Here is a 15,068-nt window from a genome sequence, read left to right on the forward strand (position 1 = left end):
CCCCGATCTCACTCGACTTTCACTGCCGCAGGGCACGTGAAAGGGCCGCCTCCCAATGGGAGACGGCCCTTCGCACCGGGGGTGGTCAGCCGGCCACGGCGAAGCCTGCGAGCCGTGAATCAGCCCTTGATCGCGCCGGTGATGACGGCCTTGGTGAAGTGCTTCTGGATGAACGGGTACATGATGACGATCGGGACGATCGTGCAGACGACCACGGCCATCTTCAGAGCCGAGTCGGGGGCGGCGGTCTGGTACTGCGAGACGTCCGCGGCGGCCCCGGGCAGGCCCTGCGTGGACATCAGCATCCGCTGCAGGACGACCTGGATCGGCTGGGTCTCCATGCCGGGGATGTAGAGCACGGCCGAGAAGTAGATGTTCCAGTAGCCGACCGCGTAGAACAGCGCGATGACGGCGAGGATCGCCTTCGACATCGGCAGGACGATCTTGAAGAGCGTCCGGAACTCGCCCGCGCCGTCCATGCGGGCGGCGTCCAGCAGCTCGGTCGGGACCGAGTTCATGAAGAACGAGCGGAGCACGATGAGGTTGAACGCGTTGAGCGCCATCGGCAGGATGAGCGACAGGTAGCTGTCGAACAGGCCGAGCTTCTGGACCACGAGGAAGCTCGGGTACATGCCCGGGGCGAACAGGAACGTGAACAGCACCAGCATGAGGATCGGGCGGTGCAGCAGCGAACCGGGGCGCGAGAGCCCGTAGGCGGCGCCGATGGTGAGGATCATGCTGAGCGCGGTGCCGCCCGCGGTCAGGCCGATCGTCAGCAGCAGCGACCTGGTGAGCGTGCCGCCGTCGAAGATCTCCCGGTAGGCCTGGAGGCTCAGGTCGGTCGGAATGAGCAGCAGGTTCCCGCCGGCGCGGGTGAGCGATTCCTCGCTGGCGAAGCTGGTGGCCACGACGGCCCAGATCGGCAGGACGATGGCGGCCGCGTAGCAGATCAGGAAGAGCGCCTTGGTGATCTTCCCCCCGAGCGAGGGCTCCTCGTCCCAGGATGGACGGGCGTTCTTCTTGCGGCGCGGCGTGACGCGAATGTCGGTGGCGGTCATGACTTCTGGTAGATCCCTTGCTCTCCGAGGCGGTGCGCGACGTTGTTGGCGACGAGGACCAGGATCAGTCCGATGACGCCCTTGAACAGGCCCGCGGCGGTGCCGAACGAGGGGCCTTCGGTGCCGATGACACTGCGGTAGTAGACGAAGGTGTCGAGCACTTCGGTGGTCTGGAAGCCGACGGCGTTGCGCTGCAGCTGGTACTGCTCGAAGCCGACGTTGAGGATGCCGCCGATGTGGAGGATGAGCAGCAGCACGATCACCGGCCGGATGCCCGGCAGGGTGATGTGCCACATCCGCCTCCAGCGGCTGGCGCCGTCGACCGCGGCGGCCTCGTAGAGGCTCGGGTTGATCGAGGCCAGGGCGGCCAGGAAGATGATCATGCCCCAGCCCGCGTCCTTCCAGGCCCACTGCAGCCAGGCCAGGAACATGAAGCTGTCCGGATCGGACATGAACGTCATCCGGTCGCCGCCGAGGCCCAGCAGCCAGTTGGAGACCAGGCCGTCGGAGCCGAGTGTCTGGACGAAGACCGTGACGACCAGGACCCAGGAGAAGAAGTAGGGCAGGTACACGACCGACTGGAAGAGGCTGCGGATCTTGGTGGAGACCACCGAGTGCATGACCAGGGCCAGCACGATCGACAGCGGGAACAGGAACAGCAGGTTCGCGAACGCGAACTTCAACGTGTTCAGCAGCGCCGGCATGAAGTACGGGTTGGCGAACAGCCGCTCGAACCAGGCGAAGCCCACGAACGAGTTCTCCCAGAACGGCTTGTGGGGGCTGTAGTCCATGAACGCGATGATGTTCCAGGCCGAGGGCCAGTAGAAGAACACCGCGAGCTGCGCCAACGCCGGGACGGTCAGGATCAGCAGGGGCCAGTCGTGCCGAAGCCGCTGGGCCACGGTCCGCTTGTTCCTGATGCGGGGGCGGTCCTGCCCCGGGCTCGGGGCCGGGCGCGCTGAGGTCTGGAGAGCTGCCATCGCTTGTGTGAATCCAGTCAGTGAGTACCTGTGCGGGGGACGGGGACGGCCGGGACGCGTCGACCTGGGTTCGGCTCGGAGGCCTCGCCGAGGTGTCGCGACCCGGCCGGGCGTCTTAGCCGTGCAGCTTTTCGTAAGCGGCGGTGTAGTGCTCGCGGGCGGCCTCGCCGCCGTTGTCGAGGAACGTCTGGACCATGTCCGGGATCGTGGACAGGTCCGCACGGCCGAAGGCGATGTCGGCCTCCTGGTCGAGGCGCACCTGCGACGCGGACTTGAAGTCGGCCGGGCCCTCGACGCGCATGCCCTCGAAGATGTTGACCTCGGCGAAGTCCTTCATGGAGGCGTTGTACTCGAAGCGGGCCTGGACCATGTCGGGGGTGCCGGTCAGGAACTGCTGCACGTGGCCCGACATCGTCTTGTGGTTCACGGGTGCCTGGACGACCTTGGTGCCGACCTCGTTGAAGACCGGGGAGCCGTCGGGGCCGTAGGTGAAGTGGGTGCCCTCGACGCCGTAGTTGACGATCTCGTACTCGGTGGTGCCGTAAGGCGCCGAGCAGAAGTTCGCGAAGTCGAGGAACTCCTCGACCTGCTCCTTGGAGAGGTCCTTGTTCAGGAACGTCCAGGCGTCGACGCTGGTGTTGACGTGGACCAGCGGCTCCCGGCCCTTAGCGGAGAGCGCGCCGAGCGGGGCGATCGTGCCCCCGGTGCCCTCGGCGGTGGCCTGGTCGACGAAGCCCTGCCACCACGACATGCCGTCGAGCTGGAACAGGATGGTCCCCGCCTTGTGCAGGGCCTGGCCGTCGAGGGTGCCCGTGGGGATGTCCGGGTGGACCAGCTTCTCGTCCCACGCGGTGCGGCGGAACTCGAGCCACTCGGTGTACTCGGGGCGCTCGCAGTTGTGCACGAGCTTGCCGTCGATGTAGGCCCAGCCGTCGCCGGCGCCCGCGAGGCCGAACCACGCGGGGGTCAGGTAGTCGAGGCCGCCGAAGGCCCAGCGGCCCGCGGCGTCGTCCGACCAGGCGCGGGCGACGTCGAGGAGCTCTTCGACCGTGGTCGGCATGGCGAGGCCGTCGGCCTCGAGCAGGTCGGTGCGGGCGAACACGGCGTTGCCCGGGCCGCCCGAGAAGGAGCCGGGGATGCCGAAGACGCGGGCGGTCTCGGGGTCCTCGGGGTCGGTCGACCAGACCGCCTGGCCCCACGAGGCCGTCGGCAGGCCCGCGAGCAGCGGCCAGCGCTCGGAGATGTCGCCCTTGACGATGTCGGTCAGGTCGTAGAAGGAGTTGGTGACCGTCTCCTGGAAGTTCGGGTGCGCGAACAGCATCCAGCTGAACAGCATGATGCCGTCGCCGTACTCGTTCGCGTTGAGCCACTGCACGGAGGTCTCGGCGAAGGTGTTGCCGTCGGCCTGGCGCAGGTTCACGGTGGTCCCGCCGCTGGCCTCGGCGACCGCCGCGAAGTAGGGGTCGTCCGCCGGAGGGGCCTCGCCCCAGAACGGGACGGTGATCTCGAAGGTCCCGCTGTTGGAGGGGACGTTCTCGATCGCCGGGACGGGCTCCGGATAGGTGGTGAAGCCGGACGGGTGGTTCGGCGGCTCGCCGACCAGGTCGGGCTCGACCGGGAGCGGCCATTCCTTGTAGGTGGGGAGGAAGTCGAAGCCTTCGGTCGCCTGTGAGGTGCCGCCGCCGGATTCGATGTCGCTGCAAGCGGCGATGACAGGAAGGCCCGCGGCTCCGGCGACGCCGAGACCGGCGGCCTTGAGGAGGGAGCGGCGCCGGAAGATCGACCCGTCTGAGGGAGTAGCCACGTTGCTGTCCTTTCGGTCGTACTGCTTTGTGAGGGTCTTGTGGGGGGTGTGGCCGGTAATTAGTTCGGCTATTCGATAAACTAAAGTAGCGCACGGTGGCACCCGACACAAGTCGGGGGTCAGGCGAAACGGACGCGGATTGGTCACGATTCGAGTACGGCCCTTGTGGTGAAACGCTTCGCTGCGCAACCGTCAGGGACCGCACGGCGACGGCTTGTCGCCATCCGTGACAATGCACAATTACGGCTGGCAAGCGGCGCCGAGGGGGCCAAGCCAAGGCTCCGCACCCGGTGCCATGGGCGGGCCAAGAGAACAGCAGGAGGACGAGACATGGCGATGCGCATAGCGTCGAAGTCGGCCGGGACCGTCGGCGAGGAAGCGCGGGGCCGGGCCAAGCGCGCCGACTTCACGGACGTGCGGGCCAACAACCTCGGTTTCGTGCTGCGCCAGGTCCGCGCCGAAGGCCGGTGCTCCCGCGCCGACCTCGCCGCGAAGACCGGCCTGAACAAGGCCACCGTCTCCTCGCTCGTGGCCGAACTGATCGAGCGGCGCGTGCTGCGCGAGTCCGGTTCCGTCATCGGCAACATCGGCCGTCCCGCCGTCCTCCTCAGCGTCGACACCGGCTACTACGCCTCACTGGGCGTCGAAGTCAATGTGGACTACATGACCCTCGTCGCCGTCGACCTCGCCGGGAACCGCCTCCTGTCCTGGCGCCGCGCCCACGACGGCGCCGGGTCGACCCCCGGCCGCTCCGTCTCCGCCCTTGCGGGCCTTGCCAAACGCGCCGTCGACAAGATGGACGCCGAAGGCCGCCAGATCCTCGGGCTCGCCGTCGCCGTACCCGGCATGATCGGCAACGACGGCGTCGTCCAGCGCGCCCCGATGCTCGGTTGGGAGCACTTCGATCTCACCGGCCGCCTGCGCCAGGCCATGCGCGACCCCAAGTACGCCGTCACCGCCGACAACGACGCCAACCTCGGCGCCGTCGCCGAGCAGCGCTTCGGCTCCTGGGCCGGGGTGTCCAACATGATCTACCTGACCGGCGAGATCGGACTCGGCGCGGGCCTCATCATCGACGGCGAACTGCGCCGCGGCGCAACGGGATTCGCCGGAGAGATCGGCAACCTCCTCATCGACGTCGGCGGCCGCGTCGGCCGCGTCGAGGACTTCGCGGGCATCAGTGCCGTCCTGAAGGAACTGTCCGAATCGGACGACATCTCGGGCGCCGAAGTCGAGGCCGAAGTCGAGGACGTGGTCACCCGCGCCCGCGCCGAAGAGCCCCGCGTGCTCGAAGTCCTCGACCGCATCGGCCGCTCGCTGGGGGCCGGCATCGCGCTGGCCGTCGACCTGCTCAACCCCGAAGCGGTGGTCCTCGGCGGCCACTACCAGGCTTTGAGCCCCTGGATCGGCCCCGCCGCCGAAAGCGAACTCGCCGCGCGCACCCACGCCTCCGGCGCGGGCGGGGCCGAGATCGTGGTTTCGGCCCTCGGGCACGAGGCCCCCGCGCTGGGCGCGGCCACCGGCATCCTCAACGACATCGACGCAGGGAAGATGCCGACTCCACTGGGCGGTTAACGCCTCTGTTTCACGATTGTTACCCCGTTTGTTTCCGCAGGTGAAAGGCCTGCGGAACAGGCGAAACCCGTCATCCGCGCACGTTGTCGCGCCCTGGCCGTCTTGACTCGGGGCGAGGCTGAGGTGTAGAAATCTTGCATCCTCAATCGAAGCGCTTCGACAGACCCCACTTGGCAACGACATCAACGCCGTAATGCCGCAGTCATCGAAGCGCTTCGACGGACCTTCAACGACAGCGACGTCCAAGCAAGGAAGTCCACCATGAGCGACAACCCGCGTCCCGCCTTCCGCGACCCGAGCCTCCCCCGCGCCGAGCGCGTGGCCGACCTCCTCTCCCGCCTCACGCTGGACGAGAAGATCGGCCTGCTGCACCAGTACCACCGGCCGGTCGAGCGACTCGGCATGGGCCCCTTCAAAACCGGCACCGAAGCGCTGCACGGGCTCGCGTGGCTCGGCGAGGCCACCGTCTTCCCGCAGGTGGTCGCCCTGGGCGCGACCTGGAACCCCGAGCTCGTGGAGCAGGTCGGCGCGGCCGTCGCCGACGAGGTCCTGGCCTTCAACCACGAGGACCCGGTCAAGGTCGGCCGCAACGTGTGGGCCCCCACCGTGAACCCGCTGCGCGACCCGCGCTGGGGCCGCAACGAGGAGGGCTACTCCGAGGACGCCGGGATGACCGGACGCATGGGCGCCGCGTACGCGCGGGGCCTCAAGGGCGACAACGGCTCCGTGTGGAAGACCGCCCCCACCGTCAAGCACTTCCTCGCGTACGGCAACGAGGCCGACCGCTGCATCACCTCCTCGAACATGCCCCCGCGGGTCCTCCGCGAATACGAGTTCGCCGCACACCGCCCGGCACTGGCGAGCGGCGACGCGGTCGCGGTCATGCTCTCGTACAACCTCGTCAACGGCCGCCCCGCGCACGTCACGCCCCTGGTGAACGACGAGCTCCGCACCTGGACCGACGAAGAGGTGTACATCGTCTCGGACGCATACGCGCCCAACAACCTCGCGAACCTCCAGGGCTACTTCGAAGACCTCCCGACCGCGTACGCGGCGGCGGTGAAGGCCGGGCTCGACTCGTTCACCCAGGACGACGAGAACTCGCGCGACGTGCTCGTCCACGTCGAGGCCGCCCTCGAGCGCGGCCTGCTCGACGAGAGCGACATCGACAGGGCCGTGCGCCGCAACCTCCACGTGCGCTTCGGTCTCGGCGAGTTCGACCCTGAAGACCCTTACGCGCACATCGGGAACGAGGTCGTCAATTCTCCTGAGCACCAGGCCCTCGCCCGCGAGGCCGCGACCCAGTCGATCACGCTGCTCAAGAACGACGGCATCCTTCCCCTGAAGGCCCCGAAGAAGATCGCCGTGATCGGCCCGCTCGCCGACACCCAGATGCAGGACTGGTACTCCGGCACCCTCCCGTACGCCGTCACCGCCCGCCAAGCGCTCTCGGCGCGCGCCGAGGTCGTCTACAGCGAAGGCGTCGACCGGATCCGCCTGCGCCACAAGACCGGCTACGTGACCGCCGTCGAAGACGGCAAGGCGCTCGACATCACCGACACCACCGGCGCGGCCGCCCAGTTCGACCTGTTCGACTGGGGCGGCTGGTCCTACACCGCCCGCAACGTCGCCACCGGCAAGTACGTGGACGGCCGCCTGGACGGGACCGTCGGCGCCGACTCGGTCGGCCCGCACGAGTTCGACGTGCACGAGACCTTCAGGATCATCGAGGTCGAAGGCGGCAAGGTCGCCGTCCAGCAGGTCCACAAGGCCGAAGGCGCCGAGGACAGCCGGTGGTTCGCGCTCGAAGACGGCCGGATCACCTTGAGCGACAACCGCACCGACGCCGTCGAGTTCGACTTCGAGTTCGTCGTCAAGGGCCGTGAGGTGGCCGCCGACCTGGCGCGCGAGGCCGACATCGTCATCGCCGTCCTCGGCGACCACCCGCTCGTCAACGGCCGCGAGACCGAGGACCGCACGGACCTGCGCCTCCCCGACGCCCAGGAATGGCTCCTCCGCGACGTCCACGCGGCGAACCCGAATACGATCCTTGTCATGTCCGCCTCCTATCCCTACGCCGCCAACTGGTCCGAGAAGCACGCGCGCGCCGTGGCGTGGTCGGGCCACGGCGGCCAGGAGTGGGGCAACGCGCTCGCGGACGTCCTCTACGGCGACCGGGACCCCGAGGGTCGCCTCCCGCAGACCTGGTACACCGACGCCGCCGAGCTGCCCGCGATGCTCGACTACGACATCGTGGCCTCGGACGCGACCTACCTCTACTACCTCGGCCAGCCGCTCTACCCGTTCGGCCACGGCCTGTCCTATGCGGACTTCAAGTACGCGAACCTGAAGGCGGACCGCGAGCAGGCCCGCCCCGGCGACGACCTCACCGTCTCCGTCGAGGTCACGAACGCCTCGGACCGCGACGGCGTCGAGGTCGTGCAGCTCTATACGCACCAGTGCGGCTCGCGCGTCAAGCAGCCGCTGCGCCAGCTCCGCGACTTCGCGAAGGTCCGCCTGGCCGCGGGCGAGACCCGCACCGTCACCTTCACCGTCGCCGTGGACGACCTCGCCCACTGGGACAACGTGACCGGCCGGATGATCGTCGAGAAGTCCCGCCAGCGGCTCATGATCGGGCGCTCCGCCACGGACATCGTCCTGTCGGCCTCGGTGCGCGTGGACGGCGAGACCGTCGGCGCCCGGGACCTCTCGCAGCCCTTGGCCGCCACCGCGAACGACCTCTACGAGGGCGTGCTCTGGCGCGATGAGAACCGGACCTCCGGCGACGTGATCGCCGCCGAAGAAGCGGGCGGCTGGATCATGCTCGGCGACTGCGACTTCGGCGGAGCCGAAAATGGGCACAGCGGTGGAGCCGAAAATGGGCACAGCGGCGGAGCCGAACAGGGGCACAGCGGCGGAGCCGAACATGGGCACAGTACGCCTGAATACTCCACTGTGACCGCTCGTGTCGCAGGGCACGCCTCGCAGCTGTCCCTGCGCGTGGACGACCCGCTCGACGGGGACGTGCTCGCCAAGATCGACACCCCGGCGACCGGCGGCGTGTACGACTACACCGACGTCACCGTCGATCTCGGCCGCGTCGAAGGCGTCAAGGACCTGTACGTGACCTTCGAGTCCGGTCCCGTGCGCCTGGCCTCCCTCCGCTTCGGTGGGGAATCCTAGTGGCCGGCCGAGGCGTCACGATCGCCGATGTGGCGACGCGGGCCGGCGTCGCCGCCAGCACGGTTTCCTATGTGCTGAGCGGGAAGCGGTCGATCTCACCGGAGACCGCCGACCGCGTCATGGAGGCCGTGGCCGACCTCGGCTACCACCCGCACGCCGGGGCGCGCTCGCTCGCCTCCCGGCGGGCCGGGGTCGTCGCGATGATGCTCCCGCTGCGCGACGGCATGCACCTGCCGGTGCTCATGCAGTTCGCCTCCGGCGCGGTCACCGAGGCCCGCCGCCACGACCAGGACGTGCTGCTCATGACCGCCGACGAGGGCCCGGCGGGACTCGCCCGGGTCGCCGCCTCGGCCATAGTGGACGGACTCATCCTCATGGACGTGGAGGTCCGCGACCCCCGCGTGGAGACCTTGCGCCGCTTGGGACTCCCGAGCGTCCTCATCGGATTCCCGGCCGACGCCGAGGGACTGACCTGCGTCGACCTCGACTTCGAGGCGGCGGGCCGGGTGTGCGCGGACTACCTCGTGGAGCGCGGCTGCGGCGACATCGCCCTGCTCGGCGCCTCGGAGGCGGTCTACGCCCGCCGCACCGGCTTCGCCGAGCGGGTGATGGCGGGCTTCCTGAGCCGGGGCGTCGCCCGCGCGGAGGTCTGGCCGTGCCCCGACGACGCGGTCTCCGTGCAGCGCACCGTGAAGGAACTGCTGACCTCGAAACCGGACCTCACCGGCCTCGCCGTCCACAACGAACCGGCGGTCGGGCATGTCATGCACGCCCTGGCGGACTCGGGCAAGCGCGTGGGGGAGGACTTCCACGTGGTCGTCATCGGGCCTGACGAGGTGGCCGAGCGGACCCACCCGCAGCTGCCCTCCGTGCTGGTCCCGGCCGAGACCCTCGCCGAGACCGCGGTGCGCCACCTGATGCGCAAGCTCGACGGCCACGACGTCCCGGACTCGACGCTCATCGAACCGCAGCTCACCCTGCGCTAGCGAGCAAGACGGCGGCCCGGGGGAGATGAACCCCGGGCCGCCGCTTCATATTCACTTGTAGGAGAGAGAAAAGTCTTCTCGGCCTCAGCCGACGTCGATGCCCTGGTCTTCGAGCCAGGCGAGCGAGTCGACCTTCTCGCCGTCGATCAGCACCTCGAAGTGCAGGTGCGGACCGGTCGAGCCGCCGGTGTTCCCGGAGAGGATGATCGTGTCGCCCTTGGAGACCTTGTCGCCGACCTGGACGGGGACCTCGGAGGCGTGGGCGTACCGGGTCTCGATGCCGTCGCCGTGGTCGACGTAGACCACGTTGCCGTAGCCGCCTGCCTCGTAGCCGACGTAGGTCACGGTGCCGTCGCCGACCACCTTGATCTCGTCGCCTTCCCAGTTGCCGAAGTCGGTGCCGCCGTGCAGCCTGCCGTCGCGCATCCCGAAGTACGAAGTGATCCTTGCGTCCGACGGGGCGGTCCACGGGTTCGCCGCCTCAGCGGCCGCTTCAGCGGCCTCCGCTGCGGCGCGCTCGGCTTCCTCAGCGGCCAGACGGGCCGCCTCTTCCTCGGCGGCCTTGACCGCGGCTGCCTCCGCCTCCGCCTTGGCGGCGGCTTCGGCGGCGGCCTTCTCGCGAGCGGCCTGCTCGGCCACCCACTCGGTCTCCATCCCGGCGAGGACGGTGTCGACCGGCCATTCGGACGCCACGACAGTGTCGTTCTGCTCTTCCGCGGCCTCCGCGGCCTGCGCCGCGGCGTTCTGCCCTGAGAGCGCGGCGAGCCCGGACCCGATGAGGATCGCGGCGGCGAGGCCGCCGTTCACGAAACGCCAGCTGTGACGTTCGCGACGGATTCGGCGACTGCGGAGCACGGCCCGGAGTCGGCGGCTGGTCAATTCCTTGCCAGCTGATTCGCTGGTGTCGTCATGTTTGCCCATAGCGCGGGGAAACGTAACAGACCCGAATTGGACACTAGGCCTATGACCAGGCGATACAACGCCCGAACTGGTCCTCTTGCGGCAGAGGTCGGCACCCCGGGGCGGCCGCGCCTCCTCCGAAAGGACGAGGGAGATCACTAAGAGTGAGTGCTCGTTCACATTCGGCAGGACGGCTTATATCGGCATGACCGTGACGCACGACGCCGCCTAAACTTGGAAAGTCTGCGGCAAAGTCGGCCGCCCATCACCAGGTTGCCGTCATCCGGTCGCCATCGCCTGAAGGAGTGCCCCATGATCACCGCCACCGGTCTCGAGCTGCGCGCCGGTTCGCGCATCCTCCTGTCCGGGGCCGATCTGCGGATCCAGCCCGGCGACAGGATCGGCCTCGTCGGACGCAACGGCGCCGGCAAGACCACCACCATGAACGTCCTCGCAGGGCTCACCCAGCCCTACGCCGGGAAGATGGAGAGCACCGGCCCCTTCGGCTACCTGCCGCAGGACCCGCGCTTCGCCGACCTCACGCAGACCGCCTCCAACCGCGTGCTCTCCGCCCGCGGCCTCGACCAGCTCCTGTCCGACCTCGCCAAGACCGAGGCCGCACTCGCCGAGGTCGCCGACGACGCCAAACGCGACAAGCTCGTCAACCGCTACTCGCGACTCGAGGAGCAGTTCTCCGCCCGCGGCGGCTACCAGGCCGAATCCGAGGCCGCCCGCATCTGCTCCAAGCTCGGCCTCGAGGACCGCATCCTCGCCCAGCCCCTGCAGACCCTCTCCGGCGGGCAGCGGCGCCGCGTCGAACTCGCCCGCATCCTCTTCTCCGACGACGGCGACGGCATCCTCCTGCTCGACGAGCCCACCAACCACCTCGACGCCGACTCCATCAACTGGCTCCGCGGCTTCCTCGCCGGCCACAAGGGCGGCCTGGTCCTCATCACCCACGACGTCGAGCTCCTCGAAGAAGTCGTCAACACGGTGTGGTTCCTCGACCCGACCCGCTCGGTCATCGACTCCTACAACCTCGGCTGGAAGGCCTACCAGCGCCAGCGGGCCGAGGACGCCGAACGCCGCCGCCGCGAGAGGGCCAACGCCGAGAAGAAGGCCGCCACGCTCACCAAGCAGGCCGCCAAGCTCGGCGCGAAGGCCACCAAGGCCAAGGCCGCCAAGGGCATGATCCGCCGCGCCGAGGAGATGCTCGACAACCTCGAAGAGGACCTGCTGCAGGAGAAGGTCGCCGACGTGCGCCTCCCGCAGCCCGCCCCGTGCGGCAAGGTCCCGCTCACCGCCAGCGGACTGTCGAAGTCCTACGGCTCGCTCGAGATCTTCACCGGCGTCGACCTCGCCATCGACCGCGGCTCCCGCGTGGTCATCCTCGGCCTCAACGGCGCGGGCAAGACCACGCTGCTGCGCATGCTCGCCGGCACCCTCGAACCCGACACCGGCCAGGTCGAACCCGGCTACGGCCTGCGCATCGGCTACTTCGCGCAGGAGCACGACACGCTCGACCACACCGGCACCGTGCTGGAGCAGATGCAGTCCGCCGCCTCCGACTCGGGCGCGAACCTGCCCGACGCCGACCTGCGGAAGATCCTGGGCGCGTTCCTGTTCCCCGGCGACGACGTGCACAAGCCCGTGCACGTGCTCTCCGGCGGCGAGAAGACACGGCTGGCGCTGGCGAGCCTGGTGTGCTCGGGCGCGAACGTGCTGCTGCTCGACGAGCCCACGAACAACCTCGACCCGGCGAGCCGCCAGCAGGTGCTCGACGCCGTCGACGGCTTCACCGGCGCGATCGTGATGGTCACCCACGACCCGGGCGCGGTCCAGGCCCTGCGCCCCGAACGCGCGATCCTGCTGCCGGACGGCGACGAGGACCTGTGGTCGGACGACCTGATGGAGCTCGTCGAGCTCGCGTAAGCGCACACGATCGAGTGACACGGGGGCCGTGAGGCCCCCGTCTTGTCGTACCCGCGCGGGACGAGCCCGATCCCGGCCTCGGGTGCCGACACGACCGCTCCGAGAAAAAACCGTGCACTGTAGGCAACCCTGGGTCCGACCCACTGCGTACTTTGGTCAGCACTCGGTCCAAATCCGTTGGCGCCGAACGCATTCCCCGCCTGCGCCCCGCCTCGGAGCGCGGTCACGACCATCAGAGAGGCATCCCCCATGCGCAACCGCTTCGCGGCGCTCCTCGCCGCGCTCGCCGTCCCCCTGTTCGCCGTCCTCGGCCTCGCCACCCCGGCGTTTGCCGCGTACGAGCATGACTGGACGACCAACGTCACCTGGTACGAGGACAGCTCCAGGGAGTGCGTCGAGAACCGCTACGTGTCCGGCTGCGTCCAGCCTTACGGCGACTACATCTGGCTCAAGAACAACGGCTCGGCCGACTACGTCGTCAAGATCACCTGGTGGGACCTCGACGGCGACCGCGAAGGCTACTGCACCAACAACTTCGCCCCTTCGGCGGGCTGGACGGTGTGCAACAAGGACTTCCCCGAGGGCCACCGGATCGCCTGGTACGTCGTGTACCACGCCAACGGCCAGTGGTGGTCGGGCTCGAACCAGACCACCACGGTCTAGATGATTGATTCCAGGGGGTCGGCCAGGTTGGCGCCCTTGCCGACGGCATGAGAAGACGGAGTCCAGACTTGTTGTGCGGCACCAAAATCAGATTTGGACTCCGTGACGGTCGATGACCTCGTCAAGGAACACCCCGACCTCATACGACCACTGACCCCTTGGAATCAATCATCTGGTGGTAGGCGCGCTCGGCCTGAGAGACGTGCTCAGCCCGAATACATCAGCACGATCGCCGCGCAGGCGCCCGCTCCGGCGGTCACCAGCGGCACCCGTACGGAGTGCTTGCTCCGCTCGGCGCCGAGCGGAGCGCGCATGCCGTGGATGCGGGGGGCGGTCGCGGCCACGATCAGCCAGGGGCACAAGGCGATCCAGCCGTACTCGGGCTGCTCCGGGTTCGAACCGCTCAGCGGCGCGATCATCAGCGCCATGAGCGGCCCGATCATCAAGGGCCACGCCGAGCTCGATCCGAAGCGCCGCAGACTCTCGATCACCGCGGGGCCGCACGCCACGCACACCAGCGCGGGCATCAGCGCGAGCCACCACAGCTGGCCGGGGTGCGCGGCGATCTCGCCGATCGCCGCGTTGTAGGTGTCCACGAGTCCGTAGGGCCACGAGTTCCCCAGCGTCGCCGCCACCGCCAGCACGGCCAGCGCCGCGCCCGCCGCGACGAGGATCTGCATGGAGCGTCGCCGTGCGAAGTACAGGCACAGCAGCGATACCGCGAACCACGCCGCCCCGTAGGACAACAGTGCCGCGATCGCGAGCAGGCCGCCGGAGGCCGCCGCGCCCCAGAACGCGTCCGAGCCCTTCACCCGCCGCTCCGACACGACCGCGCCGCAAGCGAGCACGGCCGCGCAGGCGGCCGCGGAGATCCCGTCGATGCCCAAGGTGGTCCAGGCCGCCCACGGCCCGAGGATCAGCACCGGTGAGAGTGCCCGCGCCGCAACGGGTCCGGCGACGGACTTCACCGCGACGAGTGTCAGCGGCACCGTCAGGCACGAGATCGCGACGACCGTGATCGCCAGGCCCGCCTGCGATCCGGTGTAGGAGACGAGCAGCGCGATCGCTTGGCGCGCACCGGCGGTCGCCGTCGTCATGGTCGTCGGGTCGACGTTGGTGTGCAGCGCGCCAGACCATGTGATCGAGGCCAGATAGGACAGTACGAGCAGCGTGTTCCACGACATGCGCGCCGCCGCGGGCCGCGAAGCCACCGCGAGTACGGCTGCGGCCGTGAGCGGTGCGACGACCATGCCGACGGTGACGTGCAGGGAGAGGTTCTGCGCGGGCCACCACGGCAGCGTGGTCGGTCCGACCACTTCGGAGGTCTCGACCGCGACCGACGCCACCGTCAGCGTCGCCACGAGGAGCGCGATCCAGATCCCGATGTCGCGCAGCCGGCCCTGGCGCTGCCGGGCCGGGGCGAGGGAGTCCACCCGGTCGGTGAATGAGGTCTGCGGTGCGGTCACGTTACGAAACTATCGGGTATCCGACACAAGCGACCGCCGGGCGAGAAAACTCCGGCAAACTTCACAACACACCTTGATCACCCTCCGTGCGTAGGAAAGGACACATGGCACCAGAGGTTCCACCCCGCAGCAGTGGCGTTCCCGGCGGTCCCCCGGTCGAGTCCGCCAGGACCGACCCGAACCGGCAGGTGAGAGGGGACGAACGCCGCGAACTCACCGAGTACGTGAGCGTCGAGTACGAGAAAGGGCAGAGCATCCGGGACATCGCCTCAACCATAGGGCGCTCCTACGGGTTCGTGCACCGGCTCCTCGCCGAAGCCGACGTCGACTTTCGGACCAGGGGAGGGGCTCGCAAGAGCCCGCGGAAATAAATCGGGCCGGGCTGGGCGTTGACGGAGTCGATTAGACAGCAGACTGTGCCTATTGACGGCTCGCGAGCTTCGCCAAGACCCGCCCAAGCCACCCGCGCTCCGCCTTGCAGACAGACGACGAGCGCGGCCGACGACGCACCTGGGCACACC

11 protein-coding genes are annotated in these 15,068 nt (G+C 68.9%); 6 read left to right on the forward strand and 5 right to left on the reverse strand.

All coding sequences use genetic code 11. From position 1 onward, the window contains the following. Nucleotides 1-119: 119 nt before the first annotated feature. The 3 genes from ACFO8M_RS17640 to ACFO8M_RS17650 form a co-directional block, all read right to left on the reverse strand. On the reverse strand, nt 120-1,058 hold the full coding sequence (locus ACFO8M_RS17640) for a carbohydrate ABC transporter permease (protein WP_387977939.1): 939 nt from the start codon (nt 1,056-1,058) through the stop codon (nt 120-122). Then, the gene (locus tag ACFO8M_RS17645; RefSeq protein WP_387977941.1) at nt 1,055-2,038 is read right to left on the reverse strand and encodes an ABC transporter permease; all 984 of its coding nucleotides are present in this window, start codon (nt 2,036-2,038) and stop codon (nt 1,055-1,057) included. Before ACFO8M_RS17645 ends, ACFO8M_RS17640 begins: the two co-directional genes overlap by 4 nt. Nucleotides 2,039-2,153: 115 nt before the next feature. Then, nucleotides 2,154-3,842: a hypothetical protein gene (locus tag ACFO8M_RS17650; protein ID WP_387977943.1), complete on the reverse strand. Its 1,689-nt coding sequence runs from the start codon at nt 3,840-3,842 to the stop codon at nt 2,154-2,156. A gap of 330 nt (nt 3,843-4,172) precedes the next feature. On the opposite strand from ACFO8M_RS17650, the gene ACFO8M_RS17655 reads away from it, so the two are divergent. From ACFO8M_RS17655 to ACFO8M_RS17665, 3 genes are all read left to right on the forward strand, one after another. Beyond that, nucleotides 4,173-5,417: an ROK family transcriptional regulator gene (locus ACFO8M_RS17655; RefSeq protein WP_387977945.1), complete on the forward strand. Its 1,245-nt coding sequence runs from the start codon at nt 4,173-4,175 to the stop codon at nt 5,415-5,417. A gap of 261 nt (nt 5,418-5,678) precedes the next feature. Next, on the forward strand, nt 5,679-8,600 hold the full coding sequence (locus tag ACFO8M_RS17660; RefSeq protein WP_387977947.1) for a glycoside hydrolase family 3 C-terminal domain-containing protein: 2,922 nt from the start codon (nt 5,679-5,681) through the stop codon (nt 8,598-8,600). Then, nucleotides 8,600-9,586 (forward strand): LacI family DNA-binding transcriptional regulator, encoded by a 987-nt coding sequence (locus tag ACFO8M_RS17665; RefSeq protein ID WP_387977949.1) that lies wholly within the window; start codon nt 8,600-8,602, stop codon nt 9,584-9,586. Before ACFO8M_RS17660 ends, ACFO8M_RS17665 begins: the two co-directional genes overlap by 1 nt. A gap of 84 nt (nt 9,587-9,670) precedes the next feature. Here the strand turns inward: ACFO8M_RS17665 and ACFO8M_RS17670 are convergent, their stop codons facing one another. Next, complete coding sequence (locus ACFO8M_RS17670) at nt 9,671-10,393, reverse strand: M23 family metallopeptidase (RefSeq protein ID WP_387977951.1); 723 nt, start codon at nt 10,391-10,393, stop codon at nt 9,671-9,673. A 405-nt stretch (nt 10,394-10,798) separates the two neighbouring features. On the opposite strand from ACFO8M_RS17670, the gene ACFO8M_RS17675 reads away from it, so the two are divergent. Both ACFO8M_RS17675 and ACFO8M_RS17680 read left to right on the forward strand, forming a co-directional pair. Next, nucleotides 10,799-12,418, forward strand: coding sequence for an ABC-F family ATP-binding cassette domain-containing protein (locus ACFO8M_RS17675; RefSeq protein ID WP_387977953.1), 1,620 nt, complete (start codon nt 10,799-10,801; stop codon nt 12,416-12,418). A 249-nt stretch (nt 12,419-12,667) separates the two neighbouring features. After that, nucleotides 12,668-13,081, forward strand: a complete 414-nt coding sequence (locus ACFO8M_RS17680; protein ID WP_387977955.1) for a hypothetical protein — start codon at nt 12,668-12,670, stop codon at nt 13,079-13,081. 206 nt (nt 13,082-13,287) lie between these two features. On the opposite strand, the gene ACFO8M_RS17685 is transcribed toward ACFO8M_RS17680, so the two are convergent. Then, entirely contained in the window at nt 13,288-14,547 is a 1,260-nt protein-coding gene (locus tag ACFO8M_RS17685; protein ID WP_387977957.1) for a hypothetical protein, read from the reverse strand. 104 nt (nt 14,548-14,651) lie between these two features. On the opposite strand from ACFO8M_RS17685, the gene ACFO8M_RS17690 reads away from it, so the two are divergent. Continuing rightward, entirely contained in the window at nt 14,652-14,918 is a 267-nt protein-coding gene (locus tag ACFO8M_RS17690) for a helix-turn-helix domain-containing protein (RefSeq protein WP_387977959.1), read from the forward strand. Nucleotides 14,919-15,068: the final 150 nt, after the last annotated feature.

Origin of the sequence: Glycomyces rhizosphaerae, assembly GCF_042647865.1 — a bacterium.
GTDB lineage: Bacteria > Actinomycetota > Actinomycetes > Mycobacteriales > Micromonosporaceae > Glycomyces > Glycomyces rhizosphaerae.